This is a genomic window from Pseudomonas sp. GOM7, assembly GCF_026723825.1.
In the GTDB taxonomy this organism is placed as follows: Bacteria; Pseudomonadota; Gammaproteobacteria; order Pseudomonadales; family Pseudomonadaceae; genus Aquipseudomonas.
This window is the reverse complement of record NZ_CP113519.1, coordinates 3,243,304-3,262,346: the sequence shown is the minus strand read 5'-3', so window position 1 is coordinate 3,262,346 and position 19,043 is coordinate 3,243,304. Positions and strand designations below refer to the sequence as shown.

Genomic DNA, 19,043 nt, shown 5'->3' with positions numbered 1-19,043 from the left:
GTCTCGCTGCGCTCGACTCCCCTCACTCCGGCATCGCTCCGGGGTCAGCGTACATGGGCCATCCCTGGCCCATTACGCCTCTCGTGGCATCCATGCCACTCGCCCCCTGCGCAATGCCTACGTTCGGCCTCCTGAAGGGGGAGTTAGCGCGCCTGAACGTACATCGGTTCCGGGCATACCCGGCGTGTTCTGGTCGCTGTGGAGCCGCGATTTGGCTGTCGAATTCAACCAATAGTTTCATTCGCGCAGTTTCATTCGCCTGGATAGCTTGCCGGCTTGCAGCCGGCATTCTGGTAAGCCCTAGGGCTGACCCATGTTCAAGCACTCCACGCTAATTCTGGGTTACCGCAGGTTCAGGCGCGTGCAGAGCCCGCCCAGGAGGGCGAACGGAATCGTCGTGGAAGAGGTTGAGCGGCATGGATGCCGCGAAAGCCGCGATGGGCCATGGATGGCCCACCGCGGCGGGCCTCTGGAGCGGCGATGGAATGAGCGAACCCTGGCGCAGCCAGGGCCGGATGAAAGGGCGGAGGTTTTGGTTACTTTGCCCGCAAAGTGACTCGCCCGGGAGGGCGAAACCAGAAACATCAGCAAAAACGCGGCAATTCGGAACAGACACCAGAAAAAACCAACACCGAATTGCCAGTCCGGTATCAAGCAACCATCACCCCATAGAATGCGCAGAACCCTCTTCCAGGTACTGGCTGCACTCACTGCACACCTTGTAGAAACTGCCGATAGAGCAGGGCGCTCTGCTCGGGGCGTTCGAGCATGGGCACGTGACCGACACCCTCCATGATAGCCACGCTCGGCTTCTGCAGCAGCGGCTGCATCACCTCGATACTGGACACGTCCAGCACCCGATCTTGCCGGCCCCAGAGCAGCAGGGTTGGCGCGCTGATCTTCGCCAGTTGTGGCTCCAGCGGAACGTAGCGCTCCACCAGTTGCGCGAAGACCTGCTCGTAATACGCCGCGTTGGCCATGGCGCGTTCGGCCAGGTAATGCTCGAGCGACTCGGGCAGGTAGGGAGGCTCGACGAAGACGAAGTCCAACAGGGCCTGGAAGTCCTTTGGCTGATGAACGATCAATGGGTTGGGCTGGCCTTGCAGCAGGCGCTGGTAAAGCTCGCTCAGGTGCGGGGCGGTGACGCCAGCGTTATCGAACAATGCCAGGGAGCGCACATGCTCAGGGTAACGCGCCGCATACAGCGCGGCGATGTGGCCGCCCATGGAGTTGCCCAGCAGGTGGACATGCTGCAGGCCCAGGGCGTCGAGGATGTTGGCCAGGCGTTCGGCCTGAGTGCCGACATCGTAACTGCCGGCCGGGCGGTCGCTTTCGCCGAAGCCGGGCAGGTCGAGTGCGATGACCCGATAGCGATCCGTCAGGTAACGGGAGAAACGCAGCCAGTTGTCCTTGTCGGCGGCGAAGCCATGGATCAGCACCACCACTTCGCCCTCTGCTGGCCCGCCCTGGTAATAATGAATGTTAAGATCGCCGACGCGCGTTCGCTCGTGGCTCATGCCGGCGCGGTACTGTTCGATCAGACGCAGGCTGGCCAGTTGAGTTGCGGGGAAGAGGTAGAGCGTCGTTGCGGCAAGGGCGAGAAGCAGTACGAGGCCAAGCAGGCATTTTTTCATGACCATCCTTATCAGGGATTATCGTGGCGGCTTGGTTAAACTAGCATGAAGTCCCATTTCATCGAGTCGTCGGCAGGCTTTCGCCGTCGATTCTCATCTGAACCGAGAGTAGCCAATGCTCAAGTGCTTTGCATCGAAGTCTCTGCTGTTGTGGCTGGGCCTGCTGATCTTGCCGGGCTCATTGCTCGCGGCTGGCAAGTGCGAGCGTCTGGTGGCCACGGGGAATCCCGAGTACCCGCCTTATCTGTGGCGTGATCCGCAGAACCCCAAGCAGCTGATCGGGGCCAATGCCGACCTGCTCAAGCAACTGGGCAAGGAGCTGGGCGTGACCATCGAGATGATCCACACTGGCCCCTGGTCGCAGGCGCAGGAAGAGGTGCGCAGCGGGCGTGTCGACCTGCTGGTCGGCGCCTTCATCACCCTGCCACGGCTAGAGAGCATGGATTATGTACACCCCGCGTTCTTCATCACGCCAAGCGTGGTCTGGGTGCGCAAGGGTGAAGGTTTCCCGTATGGCAGTTGGGTCGATCTGCAAGGGCACAAGGGTGACACCCTGGTGGGCAACAGCTTCGGCCAGCAGTTCGATGCTTTCGCCAAGCAGAACCTGACCCTGGAAGGTGTCGCCAGTCTCACCCAGGCGTTCCAGAAGCTCTTGCTCGGGCGTACCGACTATGTGCTTTCTGAGCATTACCCCGGCCTGGCGCTGGCGGAAACCCTGGGTGTGGACAGCGACCTCGAGGTACTGGAACCGCCGATTTCCAGCGAGGGTTTGTACCTCGCGCTGTCGCACAATTCGGCCTGTAACGAGCCCTGGCTGCGCGGACAGCTTGCGCGCAAGATGACAGAAATGGTTGCCGCAGGCGTGCCCGAGCAGTTCCTGCAGCGCAATCTGGCGTTGTGGCAAGCGCAGCAGATGCAACCCGACCCCGTTGGCGATGCCAATCAGTAGGACGTTTTCGTGATCGATCGATACCTTTGCAGACTCATACTACCCCTGGCGCTCGCTGGCTGTGCCAGTGATCCGGCACCGACCGAGCAGTTGCGCCTGACCGAACAGGCCCTGAGCCAGGTGCAGGCGCTGGCTGTTGGCGCCGAGCAGGCGCCGTTGCTGGCCCAGGCCGAGGACAAGTACGCGCGCGCTCGGATCGCTGCTGCGGACGAGGACAACAAGGAGGCACGCCTGCTGGCCGAGCAGGCCGAGCTGGATGCGCGCCTGGCCGAAGCCGAGCACCTCAACGTCAGGAGCCGCGAGCAACTGACCGAGCTCAATCGCCGTATTGCTCGACTGCGCCAGCAACTGGGGGCGATGTGATGAAAGGCTTGCCGATGCTCGCAGTGCTGCTCGTTTCGCTCACGGGCTGTGCGCTATCGCCGTCGAACGAAGAGGCCCTCGACGCCGCCCGCGCCAGCTTCCAGTCGGTCAAGGAAGACCCGGACGTGCTGCGTGCCGCCCCCAAGGACGTGATCCGCGCCGGTGAATCCCTGGCTCGCGCCGAGCGCCTGTCCAGTTACTGGGGCAGTGGGGCGGACGTGGCCCACTATGCCTACCTCAGCGAACGCTATGCTGCCATCGCCCGCCAGCACAGCGAAACCCGCTTGAACCAGGAGCGCGTGGCCAAGCTGGAGCTGGAGTTGCAGCGCCTGCAACTGACTCTGCGCGAGGCCAAGTTGCTCAGCGTGCAGCAGCACAATGGCTGGCTCGAGGAGCAGATGGTCAGCCTCGCCGCCAGCGAGACGGATCGTGGCCTGGTGATGACCCTGGGTGACATGCTCTTCGACGCCGGGCGTGCCGAGCTGCAGCCAGCGGCCAATCGCACCTTGCTCAAGCTCGTGCAGTTCCTGCAGATCAACCCGCAGCGCCGTGTGCGCATCGAGGGCTATACCGACAACACTGGCAGCGTCGAGGAGAACCTGGAGCTGTCACGGGCCCGGGCGCAGACGGTGGCTGATCTGCTGATCGACCTGGGTATAGACGCCAAGCGCATCCAGGTGGTGGGCTATGGCGTCGACTTCCCGGTGGCGGAAAACGCCTCGGCACGCGGGCGGGCGCAGAACCGCCGGGTGGAGATCGTCTTCTCCGATGAGCGCGGGCAACTGGGTAGCGAACGCTAGGCCTTTGTGTAGGCTCCGAACAACGCCGCGCCCCGTATGGGACGCGGCGTTTTTCATGGTTCTTCGTGGAGTCTCAGGAAAGTCAGTCTTGACGCCGGACTGGCAAGTTTGTGTGCGGTATGTGTTCTGGACGCCGCTTCGGTGTATTCAGAAACTCCTTGTTTCGCCCCCTCGGGCGACTCACTTTTCTTTGAAATGCGCAAAGAAAAGTAAGCAAAAGAAACGCACCCCCGCCATCCGGCCCCGGCTGCGCCGGGGTTCGTTCGTTCCATCATTGCTCCGAGGGCCCGCCGCGAAGGGCCATCCCTGGCCAGTCGCGGCTCTCGCGGCATCCATGCCGCTCAACCCTCTACACAACGATTCCACTCACCCTCCTGAAGGGGGACATTCGCGCGCCTGAACGAACCGGCATTCCAAGGTCTGCTCGGCGTGTTCTGGTAGCAGTGGAATCACGACGTGGTTGTCGAATTAAACCAATAGTTTCATTCGCCTGGATTGCTTGCCGGCTTCCCGGTCAGCCCTAAGGCGGGCCTCTGGAGCGACGATGGAGTGAGCGAACCCTGGCGCAGCCAGGGCCGGATGACCGGGCGGAGGGTTTTGGTGGGCTTGCCCTACAAAAGTGACTCGCCCGGGAGGGCGAAACCAAAAACATCAACAAAAACGCGGCAAGCCGGAACAAGCACCCGAACAACCAACAAGACCACACACAAACTTGCCAGTCCAGTGTCAAGCAAGCATCCCCCTAAAGCGCGAACAACCTTTTTCATGAGGCCTGGTTGTACGAGTAAAACAATGTTGAACTGTCCCGGTACAATTCTGCGCTTATCAGCTACTGTTATGGTTCAGTAGCCAGGAGGAGCTCGCCGTGACCAATCTGTTGCTCTATCAACGTATCGCCCAGCAGTTGGCCGACGATATCCGTCGCGGCGTCTACCAGCCGGGGGAACGTGTGCCCTCGGTGCGCAAGATGAGCGCGCAACTCAACGTCAGCCACGCCACGGTGCTACAGGCCTACGCCAATCTGGAAGACCAGGGCCTGATCCGTGCACGGCCGCAATCGGGCTTCTACGTGCATCAGACGCCCGCGCTGACCGCGCCGACCCCGGATATCGCCAAGGTGGAGCGGCCTGGCCTGGTCACCCGCGCCAGCATCATCAATCAGGTACTCACCGAGTCGCGCCGCGAAGGGGTGTTCCCGCTGGGTGCTGCGGTGCCCCATGTCGATTACCTGCCGGTGCGTGCGTTGCACCAGCAACTGGCTAAGGTCACCCGCTTTCATAGCCCGCGTGCCTTCAGCTACATGTTCAGCCCCGGCTTCGAGCCGCTGCGCCGCCAGGTGGCGATCCGCATGCGCGATGCGGGGGTGGTGGTCGACCCGTCCGAGGTGGTGATCACCCATGGTTGCGTCGATGCACTGCAGATGAGCCTGCGCGTGCTGACCAAGCCAGGCGATCTGATTGCCGTGGAATCGCCGACCTACTATGGCCTGCTGCAACTGGCTGACCTGCTCGGCCTCAAGGTCATCGAGATTCCCTGCGACCCCACCACTGGCATCAGCCTCGAAGCGCTGCAACTGGCGGCCAACCAGTGGCCGATCAAGGCACTGGTGCTGACTGCGCGGCTGTCCAACCCGCTGGGCGGAACCATCCCCGAGGAGCGCCAGCGCCAATTGCTGCGCCTAGCCGGCGATTACGATTTCCAGATCGTCGAGGACGATATCTACGGCGAGCTGATGTTCGAGCAGGGGCCGACCAAGGCGCTCAAGTCCCATGATCGCGACAGCCGGGTGATCTATTGCTCGAGCTTCTCTAAGACGCTTTCGCCCGGTGTGCGCATCGGCTGGATCGTCGCCGGCAAGTATCAGGACGAGATTCAGCGGTTGCAGACCTTTTCCACCCATTCGGCGTGCAGCGTTACCCAGATGGCGGTAGCGGCTTACCTGGAGAACGGTGGTTATGACCGCCATCTGCGGCATATCCGCCAGGAGTACCGCAAGAACCTCAGCGCCTTCCAACTGGCCGTGCAGCAGTATTTTCCGGCCGGCACGCAGATGACCCGGCCCAAGGGCGGCTTCATCCTCTGGGTCAGCCTGCCAGCGCGGGTCAATACCAAGGATCTGCACGTGCGCGCCTTGCAGCAGGGTATTTCCATCGCGCCGGGGCTGATCTTCAGCAACACCGAGCAGTTCAACCACTGCGTGCGACTCAATTGCGGCATCCCGTGGAATCGCGAGGCGGAAAGGGCGCTGATGACCCTGGGCATGCTGGCCACGCAGTTGTGCCAGGAGGCGGGTGGCTCATGGGAAGGTTGAAAAGCCTGTTCGAGCTTTAACCCGATTCATCAAGCAACTGCGTCTACCTGAGCGAAGGTCTCGTGCCATTGCTCAGGAGCTGCATCATGCCCATTCATTTCCGGTTGCTCGTTCATCCGTTGTCCATCGGTTTTTCTGTGAGCACCTTGTTGCTGCTCGCCGCCTGCAGCGCCTCTGGCCCGGAGCCAGAGGCCCAGTCCAGTACGGAGCCGGCGGCGTTGCTGACACCTGGGCGCCTGGCAGCACCTGCAACAGTCGAGATGGCTGCCGAGGCCAGCCACAAACGCATGGCGAACCTGGCCTACGCGCCGGCCCCGATGGCCGACGCTTTGCCGCCAGGCTACCGTGACCAGCCGCGGGAGCAGTATCAGGCCTATGCCGACAACCCGGTGCACGCCGTCGCCGAGACGCCGGTGTCCACCTTCAGCATCGACGTCGACACCGGCAGCTACGCCAATGTGCGGCGCTTTCTCAACGATGGACAACTGCCTCCTAAGGATGCGGTGCGCCTGGAGGAGCTGGTCAACTACTTCCCTTATGACTATCCGTTGCCGCAGGGTGATGTGCCTTTCGGTGTCAGCAGCGAGCTGGCAGTGACGCCCTGGAACCCACAGACCCGCCTGCTGCGCATCGCCATCAAGGCCTCTGATCGCAGCGTCGATGAGCTGCCACCGGCCAATCTGGTGTTTCTGGTCGATGTGTCCGGCTCGATGCAGCGCCGCGAAGGGCTGCCGATGGTGCAGGGCACCCTGAAGCTGCTGGTCGAGCAACTGCGCCCGCAGGATCGTGTCTCGCTGGTCACCTATGCCGGTGACAGCCAGGTGGTGCTCGACTCCACGCCCGGTAGCGACAAGGCGAAGATCCGTGCGGCCATCGATCAACTCAGCGCCGGTGGCTCGACGGCAGGGGAGTCCGGTATCCAGTTGGCCTATCAGCAGGCGAGCAAGCACCTGATCGACGGCGGTATCAATCGCATCCTCCTGGCCACCGATGGTGATTTCAATGTGGGCATCAGCGACTTCGACAGCCTCAAGCAACTGGCCGCCGACAAGCGCAAGAGCGGCATTTCGCTGACCACCCTGGGTTTTGGCGTGGACAACTACAATGAGCGTCTGATGGAGCAACTGGCCGATGCCGGCAACGGCAATTACGCCTATATCGACAACCTGCGTGAAGCACGCAAGGTGCTGGTGGATCAGCTTGGCTCGACCCTGGCCACCGTGGCCAGCGACGTGAAACTGCAACTGGAATTCAACCCGAGCGAGGTTAGCGAGTACCGCTTGCTGGGCTACGAGAACCGCGCACTCAAGCGCGAGGATTTCAGCAATGACAAGGTCGACGCCGGTGATATTGGCGCCGGGCACACCGTCACTGCGCTGTACGAGATCGTTCCGACAGGTAGCAAGGGTTGGCTGGAGCCGCTGCGCTATAAGGCCACTGCCCAGACCGCGAGCAAGAGTGGCGAACTGGCCTGGTTGCGGATTCGCTACAAGGCGCCGGGAGAGGTGAGCAGTCGCTTGCTGGAGCGCCCCATCGCGCGTGCCGAGGCCAAGCAGATGAACGCCGCCAGCGAGGATCTGCGCTTCGCCGCTGCAGTCGCTGCCTTCGCCCAGCAACTCAAGGATGGGCGCTACATCGGCGACTTCGGCCTGGCGCAGAGCATTGAGCTGGCGCGCTCGGCCAAGGGCGAGGATCGCTTCGGCCTGCGCGGCGAGTTCATCCAACTGGCCGAAATCGCCCAGAGCCTGCACACTTCCGCCTCCACCCCCGCACGAGTTCAGCAGTGAACGCACCTCTCACGGATGACGACGCCGCTTTGCTGCGGCGTTACCGCCGCGGCGATGCCACGGCCTTCAATGCGCTGTACCAGCGCCATCGGCTGGGCCTGTTCCGCTTTCTGCTTGGCCTGTGCGGCGATCATGCCCTGGCCGAGGAAGTGTTTCAGGACACCTGGATGAGCCTGATCCGCAGCCAGAGCGAGCAGCGCGAGGCCGTGCTGTTCAAGACCTGGCTGTACCAGATCGCGCGTAATCGCCTGATCGATCACTGGCGCAAGACGGGCCGACATCAGACCGGGCATGACGAATACGATGAGGACCAGCACGCCCAGGCCGACCCGCAACCCGGCCCGGAGCAGCAGTGGGGCCTGAGTCGCGACAGTGAGCGGCTGCAGGCTGCGCTGGCTGACCTGCCGGAAGAGCAGCGCGAGGTGTTCCTGCTGCGCGCTCACGGCGACCTGGAACTGAACGAGATTGCCGAGTTGACCCGCACGCCGGCGGAGACGGTCAAGAGCCGTTTGCGCTATGCATTGCAGAAACTGCGCCGGCTGTTGGCCACCGAGGAGTTGTCCGCATGACCCATGAACGAGAACCGTTGGATCACGAACAGGCGCTGCTGGCGCATTTCCGTGCTCATGGCAGCGGTGAACCTTCGGCCGAGCTGGATGCGCGTATCCTCGCCGCTGCCAGCGTGGCTGCATCTGAGACACTCCGGGCCGATGAGGCCAAGGCTGGCTGGGCACAGCGTCTGCATCAATGGCTGTTCGGCAGAGCTCGCCAGCGCTGGTCGGTGGCCGTGGCCGGGCTGGCCTGTGTCGGCATCGGTGTCAGCCTGACCTGGCGCACGCTGGAGCAGGTGCCGGAAGCCTTCGACAGCGTGCCGCCCAGCGTGGCCATGAGCCCCGCCGCGCCAGCACCCGCGCCGATGGCCGCCAAGCGTGCCGCGCAGAGCGAGTCGATGGCGCGTATGGCCGTACCACAGGAGCGCCTCAAGGCCGAGGCCATGGCACGCCCAGCGCCGCCGGCGGCGATGGCGGATATACCCGTGACCAGCGCCGCCGCAGTCGCACCCATGGCCGAGCTGGTAATCCAGAGCGAACCGCGCGAGGCGCTGCTGCGTTTGCTGGAACTGCGTGAGAGCAATAAGCAGGAGGAGGCGCAGCACCTGCTGGAGCAGCTCAAGGCCGATTATCCGCAACTGGATATCGAGGCCGAACTGAGCCATCTGGCCAAGGAAAAACCTCGTGAATGAGGTGCGACGTAAAAGTCGTGTAAGTCGTCTTGCCAGACAGGTTCGGGCAGGGGAGCATGGGCGGGTTAGCGAACGAGTCAGTTGTACCCCATGAAACCTAAGTTCTTGCTGTTATTGCTGTGCCTGGCTTGGCTGAGTGCCTGCGAACGGGCGCCGCAGCCCGTGGCGCAACAGCCCGAGCCTGCCCAGGTCGCCCCCGTCCCTACGCCTGTCGAAGCACCTGCCAAGCCCAAACCCGTTGCGCCGGTACCGGTCAAAGCGATCGAGGCCAAGTCGGTGGTGGCGCCCGGCAAAGCGCCGGTTGCCGTCAAGCCCCAGCCCGCACCTGCTCAACCCAAGCCGGTAGAGCCGGCTGCGGCGCAGGCGCTGGATCTGAGCGTGCCTCATGAGCTGTTCGAGCAGGCACTGCAAAGCAAAACCGAGCAGGAGCTCAAACCGCTGCTGCCGCCCCTGTTCGGCGAGAAGCCCGAAAGCAGCGGCCCGTTCCAGATCAGCGGCAAGCTGATCAACAATGCACGGGTCGACGACTACTGGGATTCTATCGAAGGCGCCGAGGTGCAGTTCGAGTTCAAGCAGTAGGGGCAGGCAGGAGCGCAGCGCCAACTGTCTGGCGCCGCGTAACGTCTTTCAGAACCGATGCACCTGCAGCTCGATAGCCGTATGCACATCGGCATCCAGTGGCTGGAAGCTCGTCGAGCCCGGTAGGCGCACGTAGAGTGGCTCGTCTACCTTTTTCGGATCGTAGCCGGCCTGTTTCAGATCGGTCTTCTTGTACTTGAAGGTGCCGGTGGTCTCCACCTCGCCGAGCAGGCGGATGAACAGCGGGGCGGCATAAGCTGGCAGCTCGGCATCGAGATAGGCGGCCAGTGCGGCGCCGTCCAGCTCGCAGCCTTGTGCCAGGCGCAACGCGGCCATGCCGCAGCGGCCGTTGGTGCCGGGTATCTCCACGCCATAGACCACAGCATCCTCCACGCCGGGGAAGGCGCCGAGCACGTTTTCCACTTCGGTTGTCGAGACGTTCTCGCCCTTCCAGCGGAAGGTATCGCCGAGACGGTCGACGAACTGTGCGTGCTTGCAGCCGATGTCGCGCATCAGGTCGCCGGTGTTGAACCAGGCATCGCCTTTCTTGAACACGTTGCGCAGGATCACCGACTCGCTCTTGGCCGGGTCGGTGTAGCCGTCGAAGGGCCATTTGGCGCTGATCTCGCTGATCAGCAGACCGGCTTCGCCCTTGTCGGCCTTCTGCAGGAAACCGTTGCTGCTGCGGACCGGGCGGTCGTTCTCCAGGTCGTAGCGGACGATGGCGTAGGTGGCCGGGGTGTAGCCGACGGTGTTGTCGAAGTTGAAGACGTTGGTGAAGCCGATGTTGCCTTCGCTGGAGGCATAGAATTCGGTGATCTGCTCGATGCCGAAGCGCTCCTTGAACTCGGCCCAGATCGATGGGCGCAGGCCATTGCCGATCATGCAGCGCAGGCTGTTGCCCTGTTCCGCCGGGTGCACCGGCTGGTTGAGCAGGTAGCGGCACAGCTCGCCGATATAGCCGAAGCAGGTGGCCTGGTAGCGCGCCACGTCGCTCCAGAAGGCGCTGGCGGAGAAGCGCCGGCGCAGGGCGATGGCGGCGCCGCCGGCCAGCGCCGCGCTCCAGCACACGGTAACGGCGTTGTTGTGGTAACAGGGCAGCGTGAGGTAGAGCACGTCACGTTCGTTCAGCGTCAGGCCGGAGTGACCGAAGCCGCCATAGGCCTTGATCCACTTGCCATGGCTCATGATCGAGGCCTTGGGCAGGCCGGTGGTGCCCGAGGTGTAGATCAGGAAGCAGGGATCCTTCATGCGCACGCGCAGGCTGTCCGGCGGGTTGTCTTCAGCCTGGCCGACGGCCAGTTGCATCAGGTTGCTCCAGCCGTCCGGTGCCTGGCCGGGATCGCGCAGGCAATCCTGGTCGGCAACCCAGTAGCGTTTGGCCTGCTGGTTCTGCAGTTGCGTGGCGATTTCGTCGAAGGCGCCGAGCAGTTCGTCGCCGATCACCAGAAAGCGGGGTTTGACCAGGTTGAAGCTGTGCGCCAGCACCTTGCCGCGTTGGGTGGTGTTGATCAAGGCGCCGACCGCACCGAGTTTGCTCAAGCCGGCGAGGATAGCCAACTGTTCCAGGCGGTTTTCCAGCATCACCGCGACCACGTCGCCATGGCCGACCCCTTCGGCCTTGAAGGCCCAGGCCAGACGGTTGGCCCAGGCATTGAACGCGCGATAGCTGAGCTGGCGGTTCTCATCCATCATGGCCGGGCGCTCGGGGTAGCGCTCGGTGGCGAGTTGCAGGGCCCAGGCCAGCGACAGGCTCTTCTCGCGATTGCGGATACCCGCGTAGTAGAGCCCGCGCAACATGCGTGGCACGCGTGGCAGGTGTTGCGGCAGGTGGGCCAGAAAGCGAATGGGCGAAATCAGATCGGCTTGGCTCATGGGGCTCGCACTTTGAACTGTTATGAATTAGAGGCGATACCTGACTCTATTCAAGGCGCGCTCCGCCAGCCATGGCCCTGGCGCGCGCTTCGGCGGGCAGATCGGCAAATGCGCTGGTCTGGCGAGTGCGTCTGGATCGGTCATCCTGGGGTGCAGAGCCTGAATCAGGCGGCATACTGCTTCGCGAGTACGCCATACGGATCGACTACCCAGTACTCAAGTAGCATGGGGGAAGCGCCGGCTGCTTCGTAGAATTTCCCCAAGACCAGCAGGTGTATTGGGGCGTGATATGGCCTTGGATCAGTCGGAGGGCGTCGTCAGCGCCGTTTCCAGCACGAAGGACGTGGAATTGGCCGCGCAGGAACTGGCACGCCAGCTGATCCATCCCTATCTCGGTTTCGTGCTGTTTTTCTGCTCGGCCGAGTATGACCTCGATGGCCTTGGTCAGGCGCTGGAGGCGCACTTTGGCGGCGTCAGCCTGGTTGGCTGCACCAGTGCCGGCGAGATCACCCCGCAGGGCTATGGCCGGGGGTGCGTGGTGGCGCTGGGCTTCGACCTGCGCTGCTTCTCCATCGCCAGCGTGCTGATCGACGAGATGGAGCGCTTCAACCTGCTCGATGCGCAGCACCTGGTCGATGGCCTGGTCAAGGATTGCCGCAGTAACGAGCTGGCCTCGATCAAGGGCCATAGCTTTGCCCTGACCCTGCTCGACGGCCTCTCCAGCCGCGAGGAGCTGGTGCTCGGCGCGCTCAGCGCGGCACTGGGCAGCATCCCGCATTTCGGCGGTTCGGCCGGCGACGACAACCACCTGACCCATACCCATGTCTATCACGACGGGCGCTTTCACAGTGGTGCCGCGGTGGTGGTGTTGTTCAACACCTGGCTGGATTTCGAGGTGTTCAGCACCCACCACATCCTGCCCAGCGCCGACAAACTGGTGGTTACCCGTGCCGACAGCGCCAGCCGTCGGGTGTACGAACTCAACGCCGCACCGGCGGCGCAGGAGTATGCCGAACTGATCGGCGTACCACTCGAGGCTCTGGATCACCGCATATTCGCCGCCTATCCGCTGGCGGTGCGCATCAGCGATCACTACTACGTGCGTTCGATCCAGCAGGTGCATGACGACCTCAGCCTGACCTTCTACTGCGCAGTGGAGAACGGCATCGTCCTTACCGGCATGCGCCCTGGCCCCTTGCTGCCCAATCTGCAACAGCTATTCGCCGGTCTGCAGCAGCGCCTCGGCCCGTTGCTGCTGACCATCGGTTGCGACTGCTTCCTGCGCCGCCTGGAAATCGAGAACGACGCTGGCGTCGAGCCGGTCGCCGACCTACTGCGTCAGCAGCGGGTGATCGGCTTCAACACCTACGGAGAGCAGTTCAATGGCATGCACATCAACCAGACCTTCACCGGGGTCGCCATTGGTCGCCCCGCTGGACGCTGCGAACGCTGAGCTACAGGCACGCTGCGCCGCGCTGGAGCTGGAGAACGCCAAGCTCAAGCGCATCAACGCCGCGCTGATCGAGCGGGTGGAATCGATCCACTCGCGGGGTGACGATGCCTATGCCGCTTTCCAGCACTCGGTGGTGCTGGCCGAGCAGGTGCGTGAGCGCACCGATGCGCTGAACCAGGCCATGGCCGAACTCAAGTCGAGCAACCAGTTGCTCAGCGATGCGCGCCTGCGTGCCGAGACCGCACACCAGCACCTGATCGACGCCATCGAGAGCATTTCCGATGCCTTCGTGCTGTTCGACGACCGTCAGCGCATCGTCCTCTTCAACAGCCGTTTCAAGGCGCTGTGGGCACGCAGCCGGGCGCGTATCGGCACGGGCACGCGGCTGGAGGAGATCAAGCGCCTGAGCCGCAGCACCGGGCTGGTGGTGGAGGCGCAACTGGGCAAGGAAGGCGAGCCGAGCCTGTTCCGCCTGCAGGATGGCCGCTGGGTACAGGTCAGCGAGCGGCCGACCCGCGAAGGTGGGCTGGTGATCCTCTACACCGACATCACCGAGGTCAAGCAGAGCGAGGCGCTGCGCCGCGAGCAGGCCCTGGCGCAGAAGTCGCGGCTGTTGCAGCGCGCGGTGGACAACCTGTCCCAGGGCATGGCCATGGTCAATGCCGAGGGCGCGCTGGAGCTGTGGAACCACCGTTTCCTCGAACTCTGCGGCCTGGCGCCGATCAACGCGCACAGGCCCTTCGCCGAGGTGATGGCGGAAAGCGAGCTACAGCCGCTGACCCCGGACAGCCGCGACGCCGCCGGCAGGCCGATGCGCCAGGTGGAGGTACGGTTGTTCGACGGGCGCATGCTCGAGGTGCGCACCCACCCGCTGCCCACCGGGGGCTTCGTCAATACCTTCACCGACATCACCGAGCGTCATCGCCAGGCCCAGGCACTGAGCGACAGCGAGCGCTGGATCCGCCTGATCACTGACCACGTGCCGGCACTGATCGCCTACCTGTCTGCCGATCTGGTCTACGAATTCACCAACAAGGTCTACGAGGAATGGTACTGCTGGCCGCGTGGCGCCATGCTCGGCCAGAGCCTGCGCGAAGTGCACAGCGATGAGCACTGCCAGCGCTTGGAGCCTTACGTCGAGCGGGCACTGTCCGGCGAGAGCGTGACCTTCGAGTTCGCCGAGACCAATCACGCCGGGCAGGAGCGCTACATGCTGCGCTCCTACGTGCCCAACCGGCAGGCCAGCGGCGAGGTGGTGGGCATCTTCGTGCTGATCCGCGATATCACCGAGCGCCGTCGTACCGCCGAAGCCCTGCATCAGGCCTATCAGCACCTGGAACAGCGCGTGCGTGAACGCACTGCCGAGCTGACCACGGTGAACGAGCAACTGCGCCGCGAAATCGACGAGCGCACGCAGATGGAGGTGCGCCTGCGCGAGGCCAAGGGCGAGGCGGAGCAGGCCAACCTGTCCAAGACCAAGTTCCTCGCCGCGGTCAGCCATGATCTGCTGCAACCGCTCAACGCAGCGCGCCTGTTCACCAGCGCGCTGCTTGAGAAGCATGACCTGTCCGGCTGTGCACCCCTGGTACGCAACGTCAGCAATTCCCTGGAGGACGTGGAGAGTCTGCTCGGCACCCTAGTGGACATTTCCAAGCTCGATGCTGGGGTGATCAAGGCCGATATCGCGCCGTTCGCCGTCAGCGAGCTGTTACATAACCTGGCCGCCGAATACCACCAGATCGCCAGCAGCGAGGGGCTGCGCCTGGATTACCTGCCCAGTACGGCGCTGGTGCGCAGCGACGTGCAACTGCTGGCGCGGATTCTGCGCAATTTCCTCAGCAACGCCATTCGCTACACCGCCAGCGGACGCATCCTGCTGGGTTGCCGGCGGCGCGGCAACAGCCTGTCCATCGAGGTATGGGACAGCGGCATCGGCATCGCGCCAGACAAGCTCGGTGAGATTTTCCAGGAGTTCAAGCGCGGCGATAACGTGCAACGCAAACAGGATCGTGGCCTCGGTCTGGGCCTGGCCATCGTCGACAAGATCGCCCGCATGCTCGGCCATCGCATCCGCGTGGCCTCGCAGCAGGGCAGGGGTTCGATGTTCGCCGTGGAGGTGCCGTTGACCCGGCGCGCGCCACGGGCACGCACCCTGGAGGACAGCCCGCAATATCCGCTCGAGCGTCTGAGCGGTGCGCGCGTGTGGGTGCTGGATAACGACGCGGCGATCTGCGCCGGCATGCGCACCCTGCTCGAAGGCTGGGGCTGCCGGGTGATCACTGCGCTATCGGAGCAGGATCTGGCGCGCCAGGTGGACAACTACCACGCCGAGGCCGACCTGCTGATAGCCGACTACCACCTGGACGATGAGCGCAACGGCGTCGATGCCGTGGCGCAGATCAACGCACGGCGCAGCACGCCACTACCGGCGCTGATGATCACCGCCAACTACAGCAACGAGCTCAAGCTGCAGATGCGCGAACTTGGCCACAGCCTGCTGCACAAGCCGGTGCGGCCGATGAAACTCAAGGCCGCGATGAATCATCTGCTCGAACGCGGCGTCGTGCAGGCCTGACTTAGCTGGAGAAGCCCAGGCGCGCGCGCCAGCGGTTTTCCAGCTCGGTGGTGTCGTGATCCTTGGGATGGAAGCCCGGGCGGTAGTAGTCCAGGTAAGGGCCGATCATCTTGGTGAAGAAACCTTCACGCGGGCCGAACAGCTTGCGCAGGCCCAGCGCCCAGCTACGCCAGTTGAACAGTTGGCCGTCCTTGCGCAGCAGATGCAACTGGAACCAGCCGATCACCCCGGCGAACATCACCGTGGTCATCATCATCACGAATACGCGGGTGAAGTAGCCGCCGTAGAGATTCTGGTAGACGTCGTAGCAGACTGCCTTGTGCTCATTCTCCTCGATGGCGTGCCACATCCATAGCTGGTACAGCTTGGGGTCGTTCATCTGGGTGGTGAGGTCTTCGCGCTTGAGCAGTTGCTCGGCCATGGTGGCGGTGAAGTGTTCCAGCGCGCAGGTGGCCGCCAGGCGATGCTTCTTGGTGCTGAAGCGAGTCGTCCATTCCAGCAGCACCTTGATGCGCAGTTCCAGGCGTTCCAGATCGATGCCGTGCTCGTTGGCATAATCGTTGTAGGCCGCGTGTTCCTTGGAATGCATGGCTTCCTGGCCGATGAAGGCACTGATGTCCTTCTTCAACTGCGGGTCGGTGATCTCGTCACGCACCGCGCGCACGCTGTCGACGAAGAACTTCTCGCCGTAGGGGAACAGCGAGGACAGGTTGTTCATGAACTGGCTCATGAACGGGTCGTTGTAGAACCAGTATTTGGGCGTCGCGGTGAAGCTGAAATCCATGCGCCGAACCGGGAAGCTGGCTTTCGCTTGGGGCAGAGCGGTGCTTGCAGTCATCGTTCGAGTCCTCTTGGGGAGTCGTGCTCCCGATTGTTATGCGGCTCTGATTGGCACCAGTCGCGGATAGGGCCGCATGCCTCCTGCGGCGACTTTGCCATTGAACGATGTAACTATCAGGTTTCATGCGGCCCAACGCCGCCAACTTTAGGCGGGTCTTGCACTCGTGAGCCGTTCAGGACGGCTTTTGCCGCAGCTCGCTCAGTTCCTGGCGCAGTGCGCGCAGCTCGTCGAGTATGGCCTGCTCGCGCGCCACCGCAGCCTGTTCTTCGGCATTGGGCTCGTGGGTGCTCTGCATGGCGTTGACGATCACCGCGATGAACAGATTGAGCATCATGAATGTGGCGATGAGGATGTAGGGCACGAAGAACAGCCAGGCCAGTGGGTGCTGTTCCATCACCGGGCGGACGATGCCCATCGACCAGCTTTCCAGGGTCATCACCTGGAACAGGGTATAGAGGCTGGCGCCGATGTTGCCGAACCACTCGGGAAAGCTCTGGCCGAACAACTGCGTGGCCATCACCGCAGCGACGTAGAAGATCAGCCCCATGAGCATGACGATGCTGCCCATGCCCGGCAGCGAGGCGAGCAGCGCTTGCACCACCTTGCGCATGCTCGGATTGATCGACACCAGGCGCAGCACCCGCAATACGCGCAGGGCGCGCAGCACGGCGAAGGGGCCGCTGGCTGGAATCAGGGCGATGCCGACCACCAGGCAGTCGAACACTGCCCAGGGGTCGCGCAGCAGCTTCAGGCCGCGTGCGGTGAAGCGCAGGAGCAACTCGATGACGAAGCAGGCGAGGATCAGCGCGTCGAGGATCAGCAGTGGTTTGCCCCATTGCGCCATGATGTTCGGCGAGGTCTGCATGCCGAGGATGGCGGCATTTATCAGGATCAATACCGTGATCAGACGCTGTACGGACGTACCGTCCATGACAGCGCCCAGGCGCTGACGCCAAGCAGGACTCGGATGCGTAGTGAGTTCGTTCATGGTCAAGGGGCAATCGAGATTCGGTCAGGGAAGTGAGCGAATGATTCTACGGTTTCCAGACCGAAGCTGATCAGGTGTTGGAGGGCTTGCCCTGGGTATTAAGGGTTACCCATTGTTTCCGTGAGCTGCTGAGCCCTTGTCGCCAGGCTTCGCTCACAGCCTTTGCGGCAGTGGTGAAGCCTTGTGCAGATCGGAGCGGCTGGAGGTGGCGATGACCTGGGGATTACTGCTCGTCGAGGGCGAAGGCGGTCAGGGTGAAGGTGGCGATGCCGGCGTCCTGCAGCTTCTGCGAGCCGCCCAGTTCCGGCAGATCGATGATCGCGGCTGCCTCATGGATGGTTGCACCCATGCGCCTTACCAGATTGGCGGCGGCGATCAGGGTGCCACCCGTGGCGATCAGATCATCGAAGATCAGCACCGAGTCGCCTTCGCACAGGCTGTCGGCGTGCACTTCCAGGAAGGCTTCGCCGTATTCGGTCTGATACCCCTCGCTGAGCACGTCGGCTGGCAGCTTGCCCTGCTTGCGAAATAGCACCAGTGGCTTGTTCAGTTCGTAGGCGATGATCGAGCCGATCAGGAAACCACGGGCATCCATGGCGCCGATATGGCTGAACTCGGCTTCGACGTAGCGCTGAATGAAGCTGTCAGCGACCATGCGCAACGCGCGGGGCGACTGGAACAGCGGGGTGATGTCACGGAACACCACGCCGGGCTTGGGGAAGTCCACCACCGGGCGGATCAGGGTCTTGATGCTGAATTCGTCGAAGATCATGGGGTGTCCTGCTGGAATCGCGCGGACGAAAACGCCGCGCATGCGCGGCGCTGTCGTGCTGGAGGGAAACCGCTGGTGTCAGGGACTGCGGTGGTTTCAGATGTCGATATTGCCACCGGCCAGGGCGCACAGCTCGATGGGGTCGAGAATGTGCACTTCCTTGCCTTCGGCCTCGAGCAAGTTGTTCTGCTGGAAGCGGGTGAACACGCGGGACACCGTCTCCACGGCAAGACCCAGGTAGTTACCGATTTCGTTGCGCGACATGGCCAGGCGGAACTGGTTGGCGGAGAAGCCACGGGCGCGGAAGCGGGCAGAGAGGTTGACCAGGAAGGTGGCGATGCGCTCGTCGGCGGTCTTCTTCGACAGCAGCAACATCATCTGCTGATCGTCACGGATCTCGCGGCTCATGATGCGCATGAGCTGACGACGCAGTTGCGGCAGTTGCAGAGCCAGGTCATCCAGGCGCTCGAAGGGGATCTCGCACACCGAAGTGGTTTCCAGGGCCTGGGCCGACACCGGGTAGCGCTCGCCATCGACGCCGGACAGGCCGACCAGCTCGCTGGGCAGGTGGAAGCCGGTGATCTGTTCCTCACCCGAGTCGCTCAGACCGAAGGTCTTCAACGCACCGGAGCGCACCGCGAATACCGAGCCGAAGGCATCGCCCTGACGGAACAGAAACTCGCCTTTCTTCAGTGGGCGACCGCGTTTGACGATTTCGTCGAGCGCGTCCATGTCTTCCATGTTCAGCGAGATCGGCAGACACAGGCTGGCCAGGCTGCAATCCTTGCAATGGGCTTGGTGCTGTGCCCGCAGCTTGATGTTCTCGGACATCGTTCCGCTTCCTGATAAACACGCAATGACGTTAAAGAGTAC

16 protein-coding genes are annotated in these 19,043 nt (G+C 63.1%); 10 read left to right on the top strand and 6 right to left on the bottom strand.

Annotation, left to right across the window (positions count from 1 at the left end; all coding sequences use genetic code 11):
* Positions 1-707: 707 nt before the first annotated feature.
* On the bottom strand, positions 708-1,634 hold the full coding sequence (locus OU800_RS14275) for an alpha/beta fold hydrolase (RefSeq protein ID WP_268177955.1): 927 nt from the start codon (positions 1,632-1,634) through the stop codon (positions 708-710).
* Between the two features lie 115 nt (positions 1,635-1,749).
* Between OU800_RS14275 and OU800_RS14270 the strand changes: the two genes are divergently transcribed.
* The 8 genes from OU800_RS14270 to OU800_RS14235 all read left to right on the top strand — a co-directional run bounded on the left by OU800_RS14270 (position 1,750) and on the right by OU800_RS14235 (position 9,666).
* The gene (locus OU800_RS14270) at positions 1,750-2,583 is read left to right on the top strand and encodes a substrate-binding periplasmic protein (protein WP_268177954.1); all 834 of its coding nucleotides are present in this window, start codon (positions 1,750-1,752) and stop codon (positions 2,581-2,583) included.
* Between the two features lie 9 nt (positions 2,584-2,592).
* Positions 2,593-2,946 carry a DUF4398 domain-containing protein gene (locus OU800_RS14265; RefSeq protein WP_268177953.1) on the top strand — a complete coding sequence of 118 codons (354 nt, stop codon included), beginning with the start codon at positions 2,593-2,595 and terminating at the stop codon, positions 2,944-2,946.
* The gene (locus tag OU800_RS14260; protein WP_268177952.1) at positions 2,946-3,746 is read left to right on the top strand and encodes an OmpA family protein; all 801 of its coding nucleotides are present in this window, start codon (positions 2,946-2,948) and stop codon (positions 3,744-3,746) included. The genes OU800_RS14265 and OU800_RS14260 overlap by 1 nt, the downstream gene beginning before the upstream one ends.
* A gap of 865 nt (positions 3,747-4,611) precedes the next feature.
* Positions 4,612-6,057, top strand: a complete 1,446-nt coding sequence (locus OU800_RS14255; RefSeq protein ID WP_268177951.1) for an aminotransferase-like domain-containing protein — start codon at positions 4,612-4,614, stop codon at positions 6,055-6,057.
* 86 nt (positions 6,058-6,143) lie between these two features.
* Complete coding sequence (locus tag OU800_RS14250) at positions 6,144-7,844, top strand: vWA domain-containing protein (protein ID WP_268177950.1); 1,701 nt, start codon at positions 6,144-6,146, stop codon at positions 7,842-7,844.
* Positions 7,841-8,413, top strand: coding sequence for an RNA polymerase sigma factor (locus OU800_RS14245; protein ID WP_268177949.1), 573 nt, complete (start codon positions 7,841-7,843; stop codon positions 8,411-8,413). Before OU800_RS14250 ends, OU800_RS14245 begins: the two co-directional genes overlap by 4 nt.
* Entirely contained in the window at positions 8,410-9,087 is a 678-nt protein-coding gene (locus OU800_RS14240; RefSeq protein ID WP_268177948.1) for a hypothetical protein, read from the top strand. The genes OU800_RS14245 and OU800_RS14240 overlap by 4 nt, the downstream gene beginning before the upstream one ends.
* A 90-nt stretch (positions 9,088-9,177) precedes the next feature.
* Positions 9,178-9,666, top strand: a complete 489-nt coding sequence (locus OU800_RS14235; RefSeq protein WP_268177947.1) for a hypothetical protein — start codon at positions 9,178-9,180, stop codon at positions 9,664-9,666.
* A gap of 48 nt (positions 9,667-9,714) precedes the next feature.
* Here OU800_RS14235 and OU800_RS14230 read toward each other — a convergent pair whose 3' ends face one another.
* Positions 9,715-11,541 (bottom strand): long-chain-acyl-CoA synthetase, encoded by a 1,827-nt coding sequence (locus OU800_RS14230; RefSeq protein ID WP_268177944.1) that lies wholly within the window; start codon positions 11,539-11,541, stop codon positions 9,715-9,717.
* Between the two features lie 289 nt (positions 11,542-11,830).
* Here OU800_RS14230 and nosP point away from each other — a divergent pair, with 289 nt between their 5' ends.
* Both nosP and nahK read left to right on the top strand, forming a co-directional pair.
* Entirely contained in the window at positions 11,831-12,994 is a 1,164-nt protein-coding gene (gene nosP / locus OU800_RS14225; RefSeq protein WP_268177943.1) for a nitric oxide-sensing protein NosP, read from the top strand.
* Positions 12,924-15,569, top strand: coding sequence for a hybrid sensor histidine kinase/response regulator NahK/ErcS' (gene nahK, locus OU800_RS14220; RefSeq protein ID WP_268177942.1), 2,646 nt, complete (start codon positions 12,924-12,926; stop codon positions 15,567-15,569). The genes nosP and nahK overlap by 71 nt, the downstream gene beginning before the upstream one ends.
* Position 15,570: 1 nt before the next feature.
* On the opposite strand, the gene OU800_RS14215 is transcribed toward nahK, so the two are convergent.
* The 4 genes from OU800_RS14215 to fnr all read right to left on the bottom strand — a co-directional run bounded on the left by OU800_RS14215 (position 15,571) and on the right by fnr (position 19,001).
* On the bottom strand, positions 15,571-16,407 hold the full coding sequence (locus OU800_RS14215) for a metal-dependent hydrolase (RefSeq protein WP_268177941.1): 837 nt from the start codon (positions 16,405-16,407) through the stop codon (positions 15,571-15,573).
* 175 nt (positions 16,408-16,582) lie between these two features.
* Positions 16,583-17,398 carry an ion transporter gene (locus OU800_RS14210; protein ID WP_268177940.1) on the bottom strand — a complete coding sequence of 272 codons (816 nt, stop codon included), beginning with the start codon at positions 17,396-17,398 and terminating at the stop codon, positions 16,583-16,585.
* Between the two features lie 223 nt (positions 17,399-17,621).
* On the bottom strand, positions 17,622-18,170 hold the full coding sequence (locus OU800_RS14205; RefSeq protein WP_268177939.1) for an adenine phosphoribosyltransferase: 549 nt from the start codon (positions 18,168-18,170) through the stop codon (positions 17,622-17,624).
* A 96-nt stretch (positions 18,171-18,266) separates the two neighbouring features.
* On the bottom strand, positions 18,267-19,001 hold the full coding sequence (gene fnr, locus OU800_RS14200) for a fumarate/nitrate reduction transcriptional regulator Fnr (protein ID WP_268177938.1): 735 nt from the start codon (positions 18,999-19,001) through the stop codon (positions 18,267-18,269).
* Between the last annotated feature and the right edge of the window lie 42 nt (positions 19,002-19,043).